This window comes from Variovorax sp. GW821-FHT09D05 (genome assembly GCF_059416325.1).
The window spans coordinates 465,195-485,265 of the sequence record NZ_JBWKOZ010000006.1; the positions used below are offsets into that span (position 1 = coordinate 465,195).

Genomic DNA, 20,071 nt, shown 5'->3' on the forward strand with positions numbered 1-20,071 from the left:
ACGGTGCTTGTTTCAGACGGTGGCGGACAGTCGGTCCGGTGTGGCGGCATCGGCCGGGTCGCCGTTCTCGCTGTTCTCTATCTCTTCGATCAACCGGGTCTCGACCAGCAGGGCCAAGTCGGCGATGGTTGGCGCCTTGAAGAAGGCGGCCGGGTGCAGCTCGACCTCGTAAGCCTTGCGCACGCGCGCCAGGATCTGGATGGCGAGCAGCGAGTCGCCGCCCAGCTCGAACAGGTTGTCGTGGATGCCGATGGCGGTAATGCCCAGCATGTCCTGCCAGACGGCGGCAAGGCCGGTCTCGAGGTCGCCGTCGGGCGCGACGTAGGGCGTGTCGAGCGCGGGGCGCGGGTGGTTGCGACGGCCCGCGCGCGCGGCGTGGGCCAGCGGCCCGGACTCGATCAGCTCGAGCATGCCGCTGTCGAGCTCGCCAAGGCGCTGCGTCAGGTCGGTCGTGGAGATCACGACCTGCGAGAACGCCGGGCCGTTGACGATTCGTTCCAGCGCCAGCGCGCCTTCGGGGCCGTCCATGCCGACGCCTTCGGGCAGCACCATGCCAGCGGCCATGCCAAGGTCGCGCCAGGCGTCCCAGTTGACCGAGAACACCGCGTGGCGCGCACTGCGCTGCACCTGCGCGGCCAGTGCGTCGAGGTACGCGTTGGCCGCGGCGTAGTCGCTCATGCCCAGGCCGCCGGCCATGCTGGAAATGGATGAGCAGAAGAGCACGAAATCGAGTGCGTCTTCGCGCACTGCTTCGAGCAGCGCCTGCGTGCCGCGCAGCTTGGGTGCGAACACCGCGTCGACCATGGCGCGGGTGCGCTGGCCGATCATCCCGCTGCTGGCATGGCCCGCCGCGTGGATCACGCCGTGGATGGCGCCGAAGCGCAGCCGGGCCTGCGCGGTGGCGGCCTTCATCTGCGCGGCATCAGACACGTCCGCTGACAGCGCGAGCACTTCGCCGCCAAGGGTTTCGAGTTCGAGCAGCTGCAGCAGCTTCTGGCGCAATGCCGCCGGCTGCTCCGGCGATGCGGCCAGCGCCTCCCAGGTGCTGCGCTCGGGCAACGGCGTGCGCCCGAAAAGCACCAGCTTCGCCTGCCACGACTTGGCAAGGTGCCGCGCCACGGAAAGGCCCACGCCGCCGAGGCCACCGGTGATCAGGTAGACGCCATTGGTGCGCAGCCGCTGCTGCGGCCCCGCGCCCGGCGCAGGCAGCGCCAGCGGCTCGTAGGCCTTGACCCAGCGATGCGGGCCGCGGTACGCCACCAGCGGCTCGTCGTGGCGCGCCGGCATGTCGGCCGCGAGCTGCTTCACCAACCATGCCTCGGCATCGCTGCCGGCTGTGGGCAGCACCACATCGACGACGCGGCTGTCGATGTGGGGATACTCCTGCCCGATCACCTTGGCCAGGCTGAACAGCGTGGCCTTCTCGGGGCACAGGGGCTCCAGCCCGCTCACGTCTTCCATCTGGTTGGTGACGACCTGGATCGCCAGCTTGCGCTCGCTGCCGGCCGACGCGCTGTCGAGGGCCTGCGCCAGGGCCAGCAGGCTGAAGAAGCCGCGCTCCAGCATCTCGCTCGACTGCGAAGGCACTGCAAGCTCGTCGTCCACGCTCCACAGGTGATAGATCTTCGAGACCGGCCCCAGCTCGGCCTGCACCTTGCGCAGCACCTGCTCGTGGTCGGCACGCTCGCCGGGGCGCACCGCGTAGTGGCGCGGGCTGATCTCGACGAAGCCCGGCCCCTGCTCCACCCAGACCACGGGATGCGCGTCGGCCTCACGGTGCAGGTGGCGGATCAGGCTGTCGGTGAGGCTGCGCGTTTCGCCGAACACCAGCGTGCAGGTGCCGGTCGGCGCGGGGGTGTGCACCGCCAGCAGCGGCTCGGTGCGCTTCCAGGTGGGCACGTAGAAGGCGTCGGCTGCCGGCCCTGCCTTGGCGCTGCCCTCGAATGTGCCCGCCTCGATCCAGTACGACTGGCGCTGGAACGGATAGGTAGGCAACGGCACCTGGCGGCGCGGCTGGCCCGCGCGGCAGGCGGCCCAGTCGATCTCGACACCGGCACACCAGAGCGCGCCGGTCACGCTGGCCAGTTGCCGCTCGTTGCGGGCCTGCTGCTGCGGATGCGCCTGGCTCGCCCAGATGCCTGCGGCCGACCCGGCCATCGGATGCTGGCGCGCGAGGCCCGCCAGCGTTTCGCCGGGGCCCACTTCGAGCACGACGCGCCCGGCCACGCCCAGCAGCGCGGCGAGTCCGTCGGCAAAGCGCACGGTGCTGCGCAGATGGCGACCCCAGTAGGCCGGGTCCACCGCCTGCTCGGCCGTGATCGGCTGGCCGGTGACGTTGGAGATGAAAGGAATGCGCGGCGCATGGCGCGGCACCGAGGCAACCACCTGCTGCAGTTCGGCCACGATGGACTCGGTCATGGCCGAGTGGGAAGCGATGGCAACGTGCAGGCGGCGCGGCATCAGGCCACCGGCGAGCAGTTGCTTTTCTGCCGCTTCGATGGCCTGCAGCGGCCCCGCGAGCACGCACAGCTGCTGGCCGTTGATCGCGGCGATGTCGCAGCCCGCCTGGAGGAACGGTGCGAGTTCGGCCTCGGTCAGCGCGATGGCCGTCATGGCACCGGCGGGCATCGATTGCATCAAGCGGCCGCGCGTGGTGACGATGCGCAGCGCGTCTTCCAGGCTGAACACGCCGGCCAGGCAGGCGGCCACGTATTCGCCAAGGCTGTGGCCCAGCATCACGGCGGGTTGCACGCCGCGCGCCATCCAGGCGCGGGCCATCGCGTACTCGACGATGAACAGCACGGGCTGCGTGTATTCGATACACGACAGCTTCTGGTCGGCCGCAGCTTCGGCGCCGGCTGCGGGGTAAAGCAGCTGGCGCAGGTCCATGCCCATCGCGTCGTTCAGCAAGGCGCAGCAGCGGTCGACCTCACCGCGGAACACCGGGTCGTCGCGGTACAGCGCCGCGCCCATGTTGGCGTGCTGCGTGCCGCCGCCGGGGAACAGGAAGGCGACCTCGGGCGCGGTGGCCGGCGCGCGCATCACCTGCTCGAAGCCGCCCTCGGGCAACAGCAGCGTCTGCGCAGCCATGGCATGGCCGTTGGCAACGATGGCCGCGCGCAGCGGCAACGGGCGGCGGCCGCTCTGCAAGGTGTGCGCGATGTCGGCGAGCGGTTGGCCGGCAGACGCTTCGAGATGGCGGCCGAGCTGCCGGCCGGCCTCCTGCAGCGCAGCGGCGTTCTGCGCCGACAGCGGCAGCACCTGCCAGCTGGACGGGCTTTCAACCAGCTTCGCGGCCGGCGCCTCTTCGAGCACCACGTGCACATTGGTGCCGCCGATGCCGAACGAGCTGACGCCCGCGCGGCGCGGCGCGGCACCCGCGGGCCATGCCTTGGTGGTGGCATTGACATAGAACGGGCTCGCCGCGAAATCGATCTGCGAATTGGGCCGCTCGTAGTGCAGGCTGGCCGGCAGCGTCTTGTGCTTGAGCGCCATCACCGTCTTGATGAGGCCGGTGACGCCGGCCGCCGCATCGAGGTGGCCGACGTTGGTCTTGACGGAGCCGATGGCGCAGTAGCCGGTGCGATCTGAATCGGCCCGGAAGGCCTGCGTCAACGCGGCCAGCTCGATCGGGTCGCCGAGCACCGTGCCTGTGCCGTGCGCCTCGATGTAGCCGACGGATTCGGCCGTCACGCCAGCGATCAGTTGCGCCGCGCGGATGACTTCGGCCTGGCCGTTCACGCTGGGCGCGGTGAAGCCGACCTTGTCGGCGCCGTCGTTGTTGGCGGCCGTGCCCTTGATGACGGCGTGGATGGTGTCGCCGTCGCGCAGCGCGTCGTCCAGGCGCTTGAGTGCCACGAGGCCTGCGCCGCTGCCGATTACCGTGCCCGCGGCCTTCTCGTCGAAGGCGCGGCAGTGGCCGTCGGGCGAGAGGATGGCGCCGGCCTGGTAGAGGTAGCCGCCGTCCTGCAGCAGGTTGAGCCACACGCCGCCGGCCAGCGCCATGTCGCAGTCGTAGCCCAGCAGCGCCTGGCAGGCTGTGTGCACCGCGGCCAGCGAGGTCGAGCAGGCGGTCTGCACCGTCACTGCCGGGCCGCGCAGGTTGAGCTTGTAGGCCACGCGGGTGCACAGCGAACCGCCGGAGTTGCCGCTCATGAGGCCCAGCAGGTCGGCGATGCCGCGTCCGTCGCCCAGGCCGAATGCGGGCAGCAGGTGCCGCATGAGGTACAGGTTGGGGCCCTCGCCCGCGTACACGCCGATCTTGCCCGGCCAGGTATGCGCGTCGCAGCCGGCGTGCTCCAGTGCTGCCCATGCGCACTCCAGGAAGATGCGCTGCTGCGGATCGAGGTACTCGGCTTCGCGCGGCGAGTAGCCGAAGAAGCCGGCGTCGAACTGGTCGAAGCCCTTGAACTGGACGCCCGCCTTTACGTAGGCCGGATCGTCGAGCAGCTCCTGCGAGATGCCTTGCGCGCGCAGCTGCTCGTCGGTGAAGCCGGCTATGGACTCCACACCGTCGCGGATGTTGCGCCAGAACGCATCGACATCTTCGGCGCCCGGAAAGCGGCCCGCCATGCCGACGATGGCGATCTCGATGCCGGTGGCTGCATCGGCCTGCGCGGCCTGCGCGTTGAGGGTGTTCATCAGTTGACTCTTTCCGCGGATTTGCGACGTTGAAGCAAGGCGGCGCGCTGGCGCAGCGCACGGTCGTCGCCGGCCGTGGGCGACAACGCCGCGGGTGCATCGGCGCCGCGCGCCATCCACTGGGCCAGCGAACCGACCGTGGGGTACTTGAAAAGCTGGACCAGTGCGACGGTGGTGCGCAGCCTGTCTTCGAGCAGGCGGTGCACGCGAACCAGCAGCAGCGAGTGCCCGCCGAGATCGAAGAAGTTGTCGTGAGTGCCGACCTTGTCCATCTGCAGCACTTCGGCCCAGATGGCGGCGATGGTTTCGGCGATGGGGCCTTGCGGGGCTTCGTAGGGTTTGTCGCTGGTGATGGCGGCGGTGGGGAGTGCCTTGCGGTCTACCTTGCCGTTGGCGTTCAGCGGCAGGGCATCGAGCACCACGATGACGCTGGGCACCATGTAGTCGGGCAGCGCCTCTGCAAGGCGCTCTCGCAGCGTGGCTGTGTCTATGCCTTGCCCCGAGACGTAGCCCACGAGCCGCGCTCCTGCGGGGCCTTCGTTCGCGACGACCACCGCCTCCCTGACTTCGGGCTGGGCTTGCAACTGCGCCTCTATCTCCCCCAGCTCGATACGGAAGCCCCGCACCTTCACCTGGTGGTCGATGCGCCCCAGGTACTCCAGCTGCCCCTCGTTGTTCCAGCGCACCAGATCGCCCGTGCGGTACAGCCGGCTTCCGTTGGCCGCTGCGATGAAGCGCTCTGCCGTCAGTGCTGGTCGCTTCAGGTAGCCCCGTGCGAGGTTGATGCCCCCCAGGTACAACTCTCCCGCCACACCTGCCGGTACTTCGTTCAGGCTGGCGTCCAGCACGTACGCCTGCGTCTCGCTGATCGGCCGGCCAATCGGCACCTGGCTGCTGCCGTCATCCCGGCACGTCCACTGCGTGACGTGGATCGTCGTCTCCGTCGGGCCGTACAGGTTCTGCAGCGTGGCGCCGCTCAGGCGTTGAAGTGCTTCTCTTTGCGTGGCTGCGGGCATGGCCTCGCCGCCGCAGATGATGTGCTTGAGCTTCGTCGTCGCTTCGATGCCCTCGTACGCCAGGAACGCCTGCAGCATCGAGGGCACGAAGTTCAGCGTCGTGATCTGGTGCTTCTGGATGAGTTCGACCAGGCGCACCGGATCCCGGTGATCGCCCGGGTTGGCGATGACCAGTCTTGCCCCTGAGGTCAATGGCCAGAACATCTCCCAGACCGACACGTCGAAGCCGAAGGGGGCCTTGTGCAGGACCGTGTCAGCACCTGCGAGGGTGTAGAACTCCTGCATCCAGGCCATGCAGCTGTACAGGGCTTGATGGCGGATGGCTGCGCCCTTGGGGCGGCCTGTGGAGCCTGAGGTGTAGATGACGTAGGCCAGGTGTTCGCCGTGCAGGCTGACTTGCGGATCGGCCTCGGACTCGGACGCTGTATCGAGGGTGTCGAGTTCCAGCACCTGCAATGCGTCGACACCGGGGATGAGATCTCGCAGGTGGCTCTGGGTCAGCAGCAATGCGATGCCGCTGTCTTCGACCATGTAGGAAAGGCGGTCTGCGGGGTACTCGGGGTCAAGGGGCACGTAGGCGCCGCCTGCCTTGAGCACTGCAAGGATGCCCACCATCATTTCTGTGGAGCGCTCCACGCAGATGCCCACCAGCACATCGGGGCCTACGCCCATGCCGATCAGGCGGTGGGCAAGGCGATTCGCACGGGCATTGAGTTCCGAATAGCTCAGGGCTTCATCGCCGAAGACCAAAGCGGGCGCCTGCGGCTTCGACTTCGCGTGCGCCTCGATCTGGCGATGCACGGGTTGTGCGCCTTCGTGGCGGCGCGGGTTCTCGCTCCACGCCACAAGCTGCGCGCGCTCCGCCGCCCCTACCAGCGCCACATCGCCCACTGCCAGCTCAGGCTGGGCAGTCAATGCCTCCAGCACCGCCACGTAGTGCCCCGCCATCCGCTCGATCGTCTCCCGATCGAACAGCTCCGCCGCGTAGACCAGCCCCAGCGTCAACCGGCCATCGGGTGTCTCGCGGGCTTCCAGCACGAGTTCGAATTGCGCAGTTCCGTCTGGCAGCGCATGGTGCGCAACCTCGAGCCCCGGCAGCTGCGCCAACGCCCGATAGTCTTCGACAAGATGGTTGAACATCACCTGGAACAGCGGGCTCTGGCTCAGGCTGCGCTGCGGCTGCAGTGCTTCGACCAATTGCTCGAAGGGCAGGTCTTGGTGCGTCTGCGCGCCCAGCACCGCTTCTTTCGCCTGCGCCACGACATCCGACAGCCGCATGCGCCCACCGATCCGGTTGCGCAACACCAGCGTATTGACGAAGAAGCCGATGATGTTTTCCGCCTCGACACGGCTGCGGTTTGCCACCGGAGCGCCGACGCGGATGTCTTCCTGCCCGGTGTAGCGGTGCAGCAGCGCCTGGAAGCCGGCCAGCAGCACCATGAACAGCGTGGCGCCCTCGCTAGCCGCGGCCTGGCGCAAGCCGGCCAGCAGTGCCCCGGGCACTTCGACGCTGTGGCGTGCCGCGCGATAGCCGATCTGCGCCGTGCGCGGACGGTCGATCGGCAGCGCCAGCACAGGATGCTCTTCGCCGAGCTGCGCGCGCCACCAGGCCAGTTGCCGCTCGGCCTCGCCCGCGGCGAGCCAGTTGCGCTGCCACGCCGCATGATCGACGTATTGGATTCGTGGTGCGGTGCGGCGCGACGGGGCATCGCCCTTCAGCCGCGCGGCATAGCCGGCCGCCAGTTCATCGAGCAGCACCTGCATCGACGCGCTGTCGGAAATGATGTGATGCATCACCACCACCAGCAGGTGCGAGGTGTCCGACAGGCGGATCAACGCCACGCGCAGCAACGGCCCCTGCGTCAGGTCGAAGGGCGCGGCATGCAGGCGCTGCGCTTCTTCTGCGGCACGTGCTTCGCGCTCGCTGGCCGCGAGGTGATGCAGATCGATCAGGTTCAGAAGCGGTGCCCACGACGGGCTGATCAGCTGCTCTGCCGTGCCGTCAGCGCCTGCCAGGAATACCGTGCGCAACGACTCGTGGCGCGCGGCGATGTCTTCGAACGCAGCATGCATCGCGGCGGCATCCAGCGCGCCCGACAGGCGCAGCGCGCCGCTCATGTGATACGCCGTGCTCTGCGGCGCGAGCTTCCACAGGAACCATTGACGCTCCTGTGCGTGCGACAACGGCAAGGGCTGCAGCCGGCGCTCGGCGGACAGCGGCTCGATGGCCGCCGTGCCGGGCACGCGGCCCGGACGGTCCTCGCGGCTGCGCACGATGGCCGCGCAAGCATTCAGCCGGGGCTGCTCGAAGAGGTCGCGCAGATCGAATTCGATGTTCCAGTGCCGGGCGATACGCGCGCACGCTTGAACCGCGGCCAGTGAATTGCCGCCTGAGGTGAAGAAGTGCGCGTCGTGCGCCAACGCACGGTCTACGGGCCACTTGAGCACTTCCTGCCAGATGGCCGAGACCGCTTCTCCGACTTCGTCGAGCACCGGCGCTTCCGCCGGAATCGAAGACCCGCTGCCGCCGAGTGTGAAGACGCCGTGCTCGTGGATTGCGTACGCATCGAGGCTGCGTGCCGCAAGCCCCGCGCGGCACGCCTGGCGCTGGAGCTTGCCGCTCGATGTCTTGGGCAGCGCGCCCGGGTTGAGCAGCACCACGGCGGACGGCGCCTCGCCGAACACCTCGCTGACCGCCGCACCCAGTGCATCGACCAGCAGGTGCGGAGGCACGAGCTTCTGCATGCTGCGCGAAACTTCCGCTGCCACGCCTATGCCTTCGCCATCCGGCCTCGACACCGCGAAGGCGGCGACTCGCCCCTTGCGCACGGCCTCGATCTCGGCCTCGACTGTGCGCTCGATGTCTTGCGGGTAGATGTTGTGCCCGCGAACGATGATCAGGTCCTTGATGCGGCCCGTCACATAGAGCTGCCCGCCGTGCATGAAGCCGAGATCGCCGGTGCGCAGCCAGCGCTGCCCTTCATGCATGGCGAAGGTCTCGCTGGTTTCGCGTTCCTTGCCCCAGTAGCCGGCACAGATGCTCGGGCCGCTGGCCCAGATTTCGCCGACGCGGCCGGCGTCTAGCGCGGCCAGCGAATCGGGGTCGGTGATGCGCACGTCGTGGCCGTCCGGCGCGGCGCCGCAGCCGACCAGCATCGTGCCCTGCGCGCTTTCCACGCCCTCGCCCCTGGCCAGCGCATCGGCGGAGAAGGCGCGCGCGACCAGCCCGGCGCCGCGCTGTCCACCGGTGACGAACAGGGTCGCTTCCGCGAGGCCGTAGCAGGCATACACGGCGTCGGGGCCGAAGCCTGCGGGCGCGAATCGCTCGATGAATTCGGTTTCGGTGTCTGCGCGCACGGGCTCGGCGCCGGTGTAGGCGACGCGCCATGTCGAGAGGTCGAGCCCCGCGAGCCGCGCGCCCTTCACGCGGTCGAGGCAGAGGCGATAGGCAAAGTCGGGACCGCCGCTCAGGGTGGCACGATGGCGCGAGATCAGTTCGAGCCAGCGCACCGGGCTTTCGAGAAAGTAGCGCGGCGAGGTCAGCACCAGCGGAATGCCGCTGTAGAGCGGCTGCATGAGGCCGCCGATGAGGCCCATGTCGTGATAGAGCGGCGCCCACGACACGAACTTGTCCTCCGGCCCGATGCCCATGCCGTCACGGATGGCGCGCTCGTTGGCGATGAGGTTGCCGTGGGTCACGATCACGCCCTTGGGGGCGGAGGTCGAGCCCGAGGTGTATTGCAGGAACGCAGCATCGTCCACAGCGGGCGCGAACGGCATCCATGCATCGGCGAGCGCGGGACTCACCTCGTCGACGGCAATCATCTCGGCCTGCGCGAACGCATCGGCCGCGCCGTCCATCGCAGCACGCATCGCCGCCGAGGTCAGCACGCAGCGCGCCTGCGAGTCTTCCGCAATGCCCGTCAGCCGCGCGAGATGCTGCGGCCGCATGGATTCGGGCGGGAACACCGGCACCGCGATCACGCCGGCGTAGAAGCACGCCAGCATGCTCACCGCGTAATGGTCGTCGTTGTCCAGCATGACGAGGGCGCGCTCGCCCTTCGCAAACTGCTGCTGCAGGCAGGATGCCAGCGCGCGCACGCGCGACTCGAAAACGGCGTAGGTGACCGGCTTCTCGAAGTAGGCGCCATCCGCCTCGCCCACCACCGTGAGCCAGACGTCGTCCGGCCGGCTTTGCGCCAATGCCCGCAGGTGTTCCACGAAGTTTGCGGACACCGGGTGATGCCCCGGATTCACCGTCGTTGCTGCCGTGTCTGCCATCTCGCTCACTCCAGAAAATTAGTAGGGGCGCAGCCGGCACCGGGCCGGCTGCGTTCACTCATGCCGCGTCAAGTCGATGCCCATGCAATGAGCCTTGATGCCTGCCGGCCATGGCCTGCCCCAGACGGCGCGTCAGTGCAGCCAGGAAGGCCGCCTCGTGCTGACGGATGAAGAAGTGGCCGCCATCGAACCAGTCGAGCGTGAACGCGCCACCGGCATGTGCCGACCAGGCCTCGATGCGCGCCGCGTCCATGTCGTCCTGTCGGCCCGCGAAGACATGCAGAGGCATTGGAAGAGGCGCATCGGCCGTGTATTCGAAGCTCTGGCACACGCGGTAGTCCGCGCCCAGCGTGTCGAGGGTGATGCGCATCAGCTCGGCGCTGGCGAAGACTTCTTCGGGGGTGCCGCCCTGCTTGCGCAGATCGGCAATCAGCGCGGCTTCGTCATGCGTGTCGGGGAGGCGGCTCAGGTCGCGCCGCGACGGCGCGGAACTGCCCGACGCGAAAAGCGCCAGCGGCAACGGCCGGCCGAGCGCGCGCAGACGTTGCACGACGCCATAGGCCAGCAATGCGCCCATGCTGTGCCCGAAGATCGCGAAGCTGCCGTGCATCGCGTTCGTCTGCTCGGCGCAGATCCGCGCGACCTGGGCATCGTAGGTTTCGACGAAGCGCTCGCCCATGCGCATGCCCCTACCCGGCAGTTCGACGGGCACGAGCTCGATCCAGCGCGGCAGCTGATGCCGCCAGCGCAAATACATCGTCGCGCTGGCGCCCGCGCAGGGCAGACACAGCAGCGAAACCCTCGCCGGCCCGGCCATCAGCTTGCGGCAGCTTCCGCGGCCATCCAGTCGCGCAGCGACTTGGGGCGCATGTCGGTCCAGTTCTTCTCGACGAATTCGAGCGCGGTCTTCTTGTCGCCCTTTACCCCGTCGACAGCCTTCCAGCCGCTGGGCACGGCCTTCCAGTGAGGCCAGATGGAGTACTGGTCTTCCTGGTTGACCAGGACGATGAAGGTTTCGTCTTCGCGATCGAAGCAGCTGGTAGACATGGGCGGTCCTTGTGCGGTTGATTGAGGAAGCAGGCGGGCAAGCGGGCCGGTGTGTGGCCGATTGCTGGGCTTCTGATCAACATGACGATTCGGGACCGAATCTGTTCACCCCGGTGCGGGGAGCGGCCAGGCGGCGCGCTGGCGACGATCAGGCGTCGTCGTCGCTGGGTGCTGCGTCTTCGGGGGATGCCCGGTTCTGGTTTTTCTTCCACGCATCGACGTCGATGGTGGGAGGCACCAGACCCGCGAGCAGCCAGAGGCGGGCGGCCTTGTCATAGGCCTTGCGGTGGGCGGGGTCGGCGAGAAGCCACTCCACCATTTCGACACGCGAACCTTCGCCGAAATTCTCGCGGTCGTGCTCGCGCCGCACCCAGTCCCATGCGGTGCGCCAGATGAGGTCGTCTTGCTCTTGTGCCATGCGTGTACGGTTTTACCTTACACGAAGCGGCACGAGAGTTTGTCTGCGTCAATCCTTGATCAGGTGACGCATCGCGCCGATGGCTTCGTCCGCCTCGGCAATCAGGCGGTTCACGAGCCCGAGCGCGCAGCCCATCTGCGCCGCGATGTCGCGCTGCGTGAGGCCTTCGAGACGGTAGAGCTGGAAGGCCACGCGCGTCCTCGGGGACAGCGCCGACAGCGCTTTCTCGATCAGGCCGACAGCCTGCCGGTCGCGCATCACGCGGTCCGGCGACGCTGGTCCCGGGACATCGAGCGTCTCGACGTCCACGTCGAAGGTGCGGTAGGTGGCTTCGAGGGACTGGCGGCGGCAATGGTCGAGTGCGAGATTGCGCACCACCTGGCAGCAATAGCCCATGGGCTTGTCGACCTTGCGGTCGCAGGCGCCGTCGGCAATGCGGAGATAAGCGTCCTGCACGACATCATCGGCAAGGTCCGTGGTGCGGACGATCCTGCGGGCCACGTGCAGAAGCTGGGCCCGGTTGGCGACGAAAACATCTCCCAGAGAAGATTCGGACGTGAGTGACAGCATTTTTTGAGCAACTCCAGATTGGGGCCAGGCGTCGAAATTCGGAACGGCGCGCGTCGGGCGCATTGGCGTGGCTGCGGCTCTCCGGCCACATATTTAAATAAGAATCATTAATATTTACAAAAGGATGACAGCGCAAATTTGCGACTGTGTCCTTACCTCTATAGACGTTTGGATGCACCAAACAGAGACACCCGGACGACGTCTCGAAAGCCCGTCGGCCGGGCGCATCTAAAATTCCGCCCCTTTGCCCCGTTCCGCTTCCCGCCCCCTCATGAACATCGTCGTCAACGAAGAACTCAAAGCCTATATCGACCCACTGACGCCGGAGGAACACGAAGCGCTGGAACGCAGCATCCTGGCCGAGGGCTGCCGCGACGCCCTGGTGCTGTGGGGCGACGTGCTGGTGGACGGCCACAACCGCTATGGCATCTGCCAGAAACACGACCTGCCGTTCAAGACGGTGCAGAACACGCGCTTCAAGACCATCGAGGACGTGCATCTCTGGATGATCGACCAGCACCTGGGCCGGCGCAGCATTTCGGATTTCCTGCGCGGCGTGCTGGCGCTGCGGAAGAAGGACATCGTCGACAAGCAGCGCAGCCGCGTCGCTGCTGAGCCAGCCTCGGCGTCCGACGCCCCGTTCGACGTCGATCCCCCCGCCGACGGCTCGCCGGACGACAGTGCGTCAGCCCCCACCCTGCCGCCACCCGCGCCGTTGAGCAGCCGCGAAGCCATCGCCAAGGCCGCACGCCTGAGCAGCAGCCAGGTCGGGATGATCGAAAAGATCCAGAAGCAGGCCGCGCCAGAACTGGTGGCAGCCGTGAAGTCGGGCGTGATCTCGATCAACACCGCAGCTGCCGTGGCCACGCTGCCGGCCGAGGAGCAGGTCTCGGCCGCGAACGCCGGCAAGGACGAGCTCAAGCAGGCCGCCAAGCGCGTGCGCGAGTCGAAGAAGAAGCCGCGTGAGGAGTCCGCCGAAGCGCATTCGGACGACGAACAACAACAAGCCAGGCCGGATGCGGTGCAGGCGCTGGAACAGCGCGTGGCCGAACTCACAGCCGAGAACGAGGCCCTGCGCAAACAAGTGGCCGAGCTGCAGGCCCGGCTCGGCCACTGAGCCCAGCAGCCTGCTACGGCTGGATTTCGCTGATCTTCGCGCCCGACAGCGAGACGCCGGCTTCCAGCCCCACGTTCGTCATCACGAAGCCCACCACGGGCTGGCGCAGCGTGTTGGTGTCGATGCTGCCGTTGGCCCCGATGGTCGCGAGCGCCACAGTGGCGTCAGCGCCCGCTGTCCAGCCCTTGCTGCTGCGGAACTTGTCCAGCGCCGCCTGCGTGGTGAACAGATAGATCACCGCCTTCGATTGCGCACCCGCCTGGAAGCCCACCGACCCGGCGGTGGTGCTGTAGTACGACTGCGTGCGCCCGTTCACGCGCAAGGCGCCCCGGCCGTATTCAGCGCCCACGCCCAAGCTGGCCCCCATCACGGCAGGAAACACCAGCACGCCGCTCGACTTGGCGACCAGCTCGCGTGAGCCTCTCACGGAGTCGTACAGCTTGGACAGCGAGGCATCGACCTGGGCGTCGATGGAAGTGCGCGAAGACGCGCTGCTGGACTGATCCTGCGGTCGCGTGGTGGTGCACCCGACAAAGGCCAGGCTGCACGCCGCCACGGCGGATGAACGCGCCAGCATGCGGAAGTTCATGGTTTTCATGACGAAATCCTTTGCAAAGAACATGAGTCGGCGAAGAAATCTCTGCCTTCGACAGCAGATTTGCTCATGCTAAGTCTGCAAAACCGGCACAAATCGGGTTGGAGACATCGGCCTACGCAAGGTCACGGCATTGGCGAACGGTAGTGCGCCCAGGGCCGGACTGGAGGCGGCCCAAACGCAATGTTCGTGCAATGCAGATTCATAGCATCGCAGCGACCCCACTTTGCGCACTCCCATGACATTCGACCTCGCAAGGCCGTCGCGCCACCCAGGCGCCGGTAGCACCCGCCGCCTTGAACTGCTGGACTCGCTACGCGGCTTCGCGCTGTTCGGCGTACCACTGTTCAATCTGCGCAGTTCTTCACTGCTCGAATTCATCGGGACGTCGATCGCACTGCTCGCCCTGCTCTTCGGCCTGGGCTTCGCGATGCAGGCGGTGCGGCCTGGGGAGAAGCCCAACTCCATACGCCTGCTCGTTCGGCGCATGCTGCAGGAGTCCGTCGCCCACCGGCGGCTCTGGGTTCGCCTGTTGAAGGTGGCGCTCGTCGTGAGCTTGGCAACGACCGTGCCGCTGATGTTGTGGGACTCCGGCGGCGCGGGTGTCAGGGTGATGCGCCTGCTGCACCAGATCGCGCTCAGCCTGTTCTGCATGGCGGCCTTCGTGCTGCTGTTCCAGCAGACCCGCTGGCGGCACTGGTTGCGCAAGCTCTCGCCCATGGGGTGCATGGCGCTGACGAACTGGCTCGCGCAGGCACTGCTCGGGCTGGGCCTGTTCTACGCCCTCGGGCCGAGCTTCGGCTTCTTGTTGGGCATCGCCGTGCTGCAGGCGATGCTCAGTTGCTGGTGGCTGGCGCGTTGGTCATCCGGGCAGGCGGGCCGGCCGAACACGGCCCGCCCCCTTCGCCAGCAACCGCTCAGGGCAGAACCGTAATGCGGTTCGTCGCCGGTGGTGTCAGCGGGCTGTTCGCCTTGATGTAGGCCTCCAGGGCGTCTACGTCCTGATCGCCGCCGAGCGTGTCCGTGCCCTGGTTGAAGACGGTGAAGTTGTCACCGCCGGTAGCCAGAAAGCTGTTCATCGTCACGCGGTAGCTGGTGCCGTCGGCCATCGCGGTTCCGTTGAGCGACAAGTTGCTGATGCGCGAGCCAGCGGGCGCCGAAGTGCTGTAGCTGTAGGTGAAGCCTGCGGAGGGCAGCAGCACCTTCGGCGCGGCCACGGTGTTGGAGCCGCTGTTGAACTGCTGCTCCAGCACGGCCTTGATCTGCGCGCCGGTCATGGTCTTCACCACCAGGCTGTTGCCGAAAGGCTGCACGGCGAAGATCTGGCCGTAGGTCACGCTGCCGTCGCCGGCGGGCGCGAGGTCGGCGCGCACGCCGCCCGGGTTCATGAAGGCGATCTGCGCGGCGCCCTTGCCGGCCGGGCTGGTCGCTGTCAGTTGTGCGTCGGCGATCAGGTTGCCCAGCACGCTTTCCTTCGATGCGGTCAGCGTGCGCGTGGCCGTCGCGGTGAGCGAGCCCACCACGCGCTGCACCAGCGGTCCGGCGATGGTGAGGTACTGGTTGATGAGCGCAGCCACTTCCTGGTTCTTGTCGAAGGTCGGGTACTGGTCGGTCAGCGCGACGGTGGTGGTGCCGCTGGTGTAGGCCTCGCCCTGCACGATCACGTTGTCGGCCGCCTTGGCCGTCACCTTGCGCGTGCGGGTGTCGATGGTCAGGTTGATGTCGGTCAGCAGCGTGCCGTACTGGCCGGCGCTGGTCAGCAGGAAGGGCTTGGCCGGGTTGGTCTTGCCGTAGTCGCACACGTACGAGCGGTGCGTGTGACCCGAGATCACGATGTCGACCGAGGTGTCGAGCTTGTTGAGGATCGGCAGGATGTCGCCGCTCAGGCCGGCGCAGCTCTTGTCGTTGTAGCCCACGGTAGTGGTGCCGCCTTCATGGATGACGACGACGATGGCGTCCGCGCCCTGCGCCTTCAGCTGCGGGATCAACGCGTTGGCGGTGTCGGCCTCGTCCTTGAAAGTCAGGCCCGCGACGCCGGCAGGCGTCACGATGTTCGGCGTGCCCTTCAGCGTCATGCCGATGAACGCCACCTTCACTGTGGCGCCGTCCTTCGTGAAGGTCTTCATGCCGGTGGCGGGGAACAGCGTGTTGCCGTCGCCCTTCACGGTGTTGGCCGCGAGAAAGCCGAAGTTGGCGCCCGGGAAGCTCTTGTTGACGCGGCAGGGTTCGAGCGCGGTGTTCTTCGCGCAGCCGCCGTTCTTCATGCGCAGCAGTTCGGTCTGGCCCTTGTCGAACTCGTGGTTGCCGACCGCGTTGAAATCGATCTTCATCGCGTTCACGGCTTCGATGGTCGACTCGTCGAGGAACAGTGCCGAGACCAGCGGCGAGGCGCCGATCATGTCGCCGGCCGATACCACCGCGTTGTTCGGGTTCTTGGCCTTCAATGAGGCGATGGCCGAGGCCAGGTAGGCCGCGCCACCGGCGGGCACCGGCACCGTGCCGCCGCCCTTGGCAGGCGCACTGATCGACAGCTTCGGCGGCTCGAGGTTGCCGTGCAGGTCGTTGAAGGCGATGAGCTTCACGTCCATGGTGCCGGGCACGGTGGGCGACGCCGGCGGCGGGTTGGTTGCCGCGGGCGGTGGCACGAAAGGAATGAAATTGTTTGAGTTGTCGCTGCCGCCGCAGGCAGTCAGGGTGGCGGCCACCACGCCGGCAACGGCAAGGCGCTTGAACGATGGATGCATGGGAACCTCTCTCCTCTGTTTTGAATGCAGCGGATGCTGGGGACGGCACATGACGGTGCCGTGAAGGCCCCTTGAGCCCGCAAGGAGATCGCCCGCTCAAGGCAGGAGCACGAGACGCATCGCAACGCCAGGGCCGAAGGCGGCCTGCAGCAGCGCCTTTGCCTGCACGCTGCGCTCGTCAGTCAGCGATTGCACGGCGAGCCAGCCCTCGGTCGGCCGCCGCTGCAGGTGCCAGCCTTCCTGCCCTAGAAGGATGAGCCGGGCGAGCGATGCGGCATCGGCCACCGGCAGCGCCGCGGGCGTGATGTCGAGCCAGTCGGTCACCTGATCGCTCTCGCCGCCCAGGCGCGCGGCTGCGCCCTCCGCCAGTGCGTGCTGCGTGGCGATGTCCTGCACCGCGCCCTGCAGCACGATGCCGCCGCCGTGCCAGCGGATTTCTAGCGACGGGGCTGCATCCGCCACGCGAGCCTGCGCATCGCTGCCGGCAGTCAGTCGCCACGCGACGGCTGCCGCCAGGATCGCCAGGCAGGCCATCGACACAGCAACAAGAATTCTGAAACGCTTCGTCATTCGAAGCGCGAGCGTGCCACGCCGCGCGTTACGCCGATGTGACGGGCGCTTCCGATGGACGTTCGCCTACACGCATCGCCGCAGCGCGATACCCCACGAGTCGCCATATCCGATACGCTTGAGGCCCGCCCCCGCATTCCCCAACATCCCGAGGAACGAAACCATGGCAGCGAACGCGAAAGTCACAGGAAATGTCGAATACCGGGCCGGCGACGGCCCCCTGATCCTCATTCCCCAAGGGCCGATAGAGGTCCAGTTGGCGCCCGACAGCGCCGTGCTGAGTTGGGGCGATGGCGGCAGCACGCAGACGACGGCGATTCCCATTGCCGAATACCAGCGCTATCTGAGCGAAGGTGTGATCGAACCCGACTGAAGCGGCGCATAAATGCACCACCAAATAAAAACGGCCCCGAGGGGCCGTTCTTATTTCTGCAGTCGCAGCTTCTTACTTCTTCTTGGCAGCCACGGCCTTCTTGGCGGGTGCTGCGGCCTTCTTCGCTGCTGCGGGCTTGGCAGCCACTGCCTTGCTGTCGGCCTTGCGCTTTGCAGCCTTCGGGTCCACGGCGGCCTTGAAGGCAGCGCCCGGCACGAACTTCGGCACCTTCTGTGCGGCGATCTTGATCTTGGTGCCCGCGCTGGGGTTGAAGCCCGAGCGTGCGGCGCGCGCCACTTGCTTGAAAGTGCCGAAGCCGACGATCTGGACGGGGTCACCCTTCTTCACTGCGGCGACGATCGAGCCGGTAACGGTCTCGAGAATGCGCGCAGCTTCTGCCTTGCTGACGTTGTGGGCGGTGACGATTTTTTCGACGAGTTCGATGCGGTTCAACTGAGTTCCTATTAGGTTTGATTTCGCCATGTTGCCTATGGCGGCGCAGCACGAATACAAGCTGCAAGCGGGGCGGAGTTTATTCGACTGCGAGAGCCCGGATGTAACGCGGTCGCTTCAGGCCTTCATCGAACAGTCTTCAATGAGGCCTTCGGCCCGCATCGCAGCGCGCACGGAGGGGCGTTTTGCAACCAGTTCCATGTAGTGGCCTATCGCCGGCCATGAGGAAAAATCGAGTCCCGCATGACGGCCGAGGCGCAGGATCGGATAGAGGTACGCATCCGCGACAGTGAAGTGTTCGCCGAGGATGTACGGCCCCGGCTGCACCAGCGATGCGATGCGATCGAAGGTGCGTGTGTCCGCGATCAGGCTGTGCTTGTAGCTTGCCGGCACGTCGGGATCGAACATCGGCGCAAAGCCTTTGTGCAGTTCGGTGGCCACGAAACTCAGGGCTTCGGCCAGGCGATAGCGGGCCATGGTGCCGGCAGCCGGCGCGAGCCGCGAGGCTGGCGCGAGATCGGCAAGGTATTGCAGCACGGCGAGACCTTCGGTGAGCACCGCGCCGTCGTCGAATTCGAGCGCGGGCACCTTGCCCATGGGGTTGATCGGCAGATAGCTCTGTCCGGTGGCGGGCAGCGTCTTGGTCTCGAGGTCGACGCGGACCATCTCCGCGGTCAGACCAGCCTCGCGCAGCACGATGTGCGGGGACAATGAAGAAGCACCGGGGCTGTAGAAGAGTTTCATGATCGGCTCCTGTTGGTGGTCAGACGGGGTTGTGTTGACGTGATCGATGTGCACGCCACGAATGGTGGCCGCGAGGGGCTTCATGAAAAAGCGGGTTGAGGGCACAAGATTGATGAGCCGGACTCACGAGTTGCCAATCTCGGAGGCCGATGCGCGCGTGTTCGTGACCGTGGCCGATGCGGGCAGCTTCACCGCCGCAGCGGCACTGCACGCGATGACGCCATCGGCCGTGAGCAAGGCCATTGGCCGGCTCGAAAGCGATCTCGGCGTGCAGTTGCTGGCGCGCACGACGCGGGCCTTGCATCTGACCGAGGAAGGCATGGCGTTTCACGAGCGTTGTGCGCGGGCCTTCGACCTGCTGGCCGAAGCGGCGGAAGAAGCTGGCGCGGGCACGCGCGCGGTGGCCGGCACGGTGCGCGTGGGGTTGCCGCCGCTCTTCGGAACGTTTCTCGTGGCGCCGCTGCTACCAGCACTGCTCGCGCGGCATCCGAAGCTGCGCATCGAGATCGTGTCGACCATGCGGCTGTCAGACATCTTCGACCTGGGACTGGATGTCGCGATCGCGGTGGGCGCCCTGCCCGACTCGAGCCTTGTGGCACGGCCGCTTGGATACGGTCAGTTCGTCACCGTTGCGGCACCTGCCTGTTTCAAAGAGATGTCGCGGCTATCACGGCCCGAAGAGCTTCTTGAGCATCGATGCATGGCCTACACGCGGCCAGATGGTCGCGAGGATCCGTGGAATTTCAAGACGTCGGAAGGCCCGCTGCAGATCGAGCCACGAGCCGCAGTGCGGTCGGACGACATGCACCACCTCGCGGCAATGGCAGTGGCCGGGTTGGGCATCGCGCACCTGCCGATGTTCGTTGTGGGCGAGCACCTCGCCAATGGCCGGCTCGAAAGATTGCTGCAAGACTTCGAGCCCGCGCCAAAGCTCGCATCACTGGTCTATCCCGCGAGCCGGGCGATGCCTCGGCGCGTGCGCGCCTTCATCGACTTCCTGCTGTCGAACGAGCAGCAACTCGCAGGCGTGACACGCCCCGAAGCAGCAAGATGAAGTAATTGCGTGGGGAAGCCAGAAAGTGAAAAGCCCTTGCAACTCATTGAGCTGCAAGGGCTTCTGACTGGCGGAGTGGACGGGACTCGAACCCGCGACCCCCGGCGTGACAGGCCGGTATTCTAACCAACTGAACTACCACTCCTGGTAGACAACGTTCGCTCGTTTGACGGAGCCAAGTGTTGCCACTTGTGCCTGCTTCACCGAAGTGAAACTGGCGACCCTACGGGGATTCGAACCCCGGTAGCCACCGTGAAAGGGTGGTGTCCTAGGCCTCTAGACGATAGGGTCAAAACCTTGGACGTGCTGCGATCAGCACTTCATACCTTCTCGACACTTTGATGGTGGAGGTAAACGGGATCGAACCGATGACCTCTTGCATGCCATGCAAGCGCTCTCCCAGCTGAGCTATACCCCCGTGTGGGTGTCGAGCCTCGAATTATAGCCC

At 66.7% G+C, this 20,071-nt stretch carries 15 protein-coding genes and 3 tRNA genes; 4 read left to right on the top strand and 14 right to left on the bottom strand.

Features of this window, described 5'->3' with window-relative positions; all coding sequences use genetic code 11:
• Positions 1-12: 12 nt before the first annotated feature.
• The 6 genes from AC07O3_RS19135 to AC07O3_RS19160 form a co-directional block, all read right to left on the bottom strand.
• Positions 13-4,641, bottom strand: a complete 4,629-nt coding sequence (locus tag AC07O3_RS19135) for a type I polyketide synthase (protein WP_495340044.1) — start codon at positions 4,639-4,641, stop codon at positions 13-15.
• A complete protein-coding gene (locus tag AC07O3_RS19140) occupies positions 4,641-9,938 on the bottom strand; it encodes an amino acid adenylation domain-containing protein (protein ID WP_495340045.1) in 5,298 nt (1,765 codons plus the stop codon). The genes AC07O3_RS19135 and AC07O3_RS19140 overlap by 1 nt, the downstream gene beginning before the upstream one ends.
• Before the next feature lie 58 nt (positions 9,939-9,996).
• Positions 9,997-10,755, bottom strand: a complete 759-nt coding sequence (locus tag AC07O3_RS19145) for a thioesterase II family protein (protein WP_495340046.1) — start codon at positions 10,753-10,755, stop codon at positions 9,997-9,999.
• Positions 10,755-10,985 (bottom strand): MbtH family protein, encoded by a 231-nt coding sequence (locus AC07O3_RS19150; protein WP_097198644.1) that lies wholly within the window; start codon positions 10,983-10,985, stop codon positions 10,755-10,757. Before AC07O3_RS19150 ends, AC07O3_RS19145 begins: the two co-directional genes overlap by 1 nt.
• A 148-nt stretch (positions 10,986-11,133) precedes the next feature.
• Entirely contained in the window at positions 11,134-11,403 is a 270-nt protein-coding gene (locus tag AC07O3_RS19155) for a DUF4880 domain-containing protein (RefSeq protein ID WP_495340047.1), read from the bottom strand.
• Between the two features lie 48 nt (positions 11,404-11,451).
• Positions 11,452-11,973, bottom strand: coding sequence for a sigma-70 family RNA polymerase sigma factor (locus AC07O3_RS19160; protein ID WP_093051649.1), 522 nt, complete (start codon positions 11,971-11,973; stop codon positions 11,452-11,454).
• 271 nt (positions 11,974-12,244) lie between these two features.
• On the opposite strand from AC07O3_RS19160, the gene AC07O3_RS19165 reads away from it, so the two are divergent.
• On the top strand, positions 12,245-13,090 hold the full coding sequence (locus AC07O3_RS19165; protein WP_093176898.1) for a ParB N-terminal domain-containing protein: 846 nt from the start codon (positions 12,245-12,247) through the stop codon (positions 13,088-13,090).
• 13 nt (positions 13,091-13,103) lie between these two features.
• Here the strand turns inward: AC07O3_RS19165 and AC07O3_RS19170 are convergent, their stop codons facing one another.
• On the bottom strand, positions 13,104-13,688 hold the full coding sequence (locus AC07O3_RS19170) for a BPSL1445 family SYLF domain-containing lipoprotein (RefSeq protein WP_495340048.1): 585 nt from the start codon (positions 13,686-13,688) through the stop codon (positions 13,104-13,106).
• Between the two features lie 235 nt (positions 13,689-13,923).
• On the opposite strand from AC07O3_RS19170, the gene AC07O3_RS19175 reads away from it, so the two are divergent.
• On the top strand, positions 13,924-14,619 hold the full coding sequence (locus AC07O3_RS19175; protein ID WP_495340049.1) for a DUF418 domain-containing protein: 696 nt from the start codon (positions 13,924-13,926) through the stop codon (positions 14,617-14,619).
• Here AC07O3_RS19175 and AC07O3_RS19180 read toward each other — a convergent pair.
• A complete protein-coding gene (locus AC07O3_RS19180) occupies positions 14,603-16,429 on the bottom strand; it encodes a bifunctional metallophosphatase/5'-nucleotidase (RefSeq protein WP_495340050.1) in 1,827 nt (608 codons plus the stop codon). The genes AC07O3_RS19175 and AC07O3_RS19180 overlap by 17 nt on opposite strands.
• A gap of 96 nt (positions 16,430-16,525) precedes the next feature.
• Complete coding sequence (locus AC07O3_RS19185) at positions 16,526-16,999, bottom strand: hypothetical protein (protein ID WP_495340051.1); 474 nt, start codon at positions 16,997-16,999, stop codon at positions 16,526-16,528.
• A 163-nt stretch (positions 17,000-17,162) separates the two neighbouring features.
• On the opposite strand from AC07O3_RS19185, the gene AC07O3_RS19190 reads away from it, so the two are divergent.
• Positions 17,163-17,372 (top strand): hypothetical protein, encoded by a 210-nt coding sequence (locus AC07O3_RS19190; protein ID WP_093051663.1) that lies wholly within the window; start codon positions 17,163-17,165, stop codon positions 17,370-17,372.
• Between the two features lie 72 nt (positions 17,373-17,444).
• Here the strand turns inward: AC07O3_RS19190 and AC07O3_RS19195 are convergent, their stop codons facing one another.
• Both AC07O3_RS19195 and gstA read right to left on the bottom strand, forming a co-directional pair.
• The gene (locus tag AC07O3_RS19195) at positions 17,445-17,825 is read right to left on the bottom strand and encodes an HU family DNA-binding protein (protein ID WP_093051666.1); all 381 of its coding nucleotides are present in this window, start codon (positions 17,823-17,825) and stop codon (positions 17,445-17,447) included.
• 117 nt (positions 17,826-17,942) lie between these two features.
• Positions 17,943-18,653, bottom strand: coding sequence for a glutathione transferase GstA (gstA, locus tag AC07O3_RS19200; RefSeq protein WP_495340052.1), 711 nt, complete (start codon positions 18,651-18,653; stop codon positions 17,943-17,945).
• 28 nt (positions 18,654-18,681) lie between these two features.
• On the opposite strand from gstA, the gene AC07O3_RS19205 reads away from it, so the two are divergent.
• Positions 18,682-19,623, top strand: coding sequence for a LysR family transcriptional regulator (locus tag AC07O3_RS19205; protein ID WP_176928719.1), 942 nt, complete (start codon positions 18,682-18,684; stop codon positions 19,621-19,623).
• A gap of 68 nt (positions 19,624-19,691) precedes the next feature.
• Here AC07O3_RS19205 and AC07O3_RS19210 read toward each other — a convergent pair.
• The 3 genes from AC07O3_RS19210 to AC07O3_RS19220 all read right to left on the bottom strand — a co-directional run bounded on the left by AC07O3_RS19210 (position 19,692) and on the right by AC07O3_RS19220 (position 20,041).
• Positions 19,692-19,768, bottom strand: a tRNA-Asp gene (locus AC07O3_RS19210).
• A gap of 70 nt (positions 19,769-19,838) precedes the next feature.
• A tRNA-Glu gene (locus AC07O3_RS19215) sits at positions 19,839-19,914 on the bottom strand.
• A gap of 51 nt (positions 19,915-19,965) precedes the next feature.
• Positions 19,966-20,041, bottom strand: a tRNA-Ala gene (locus AC07O3_RS19220).
• Positions 20,042-20,071: the final 30 nt, after the last annotated feature.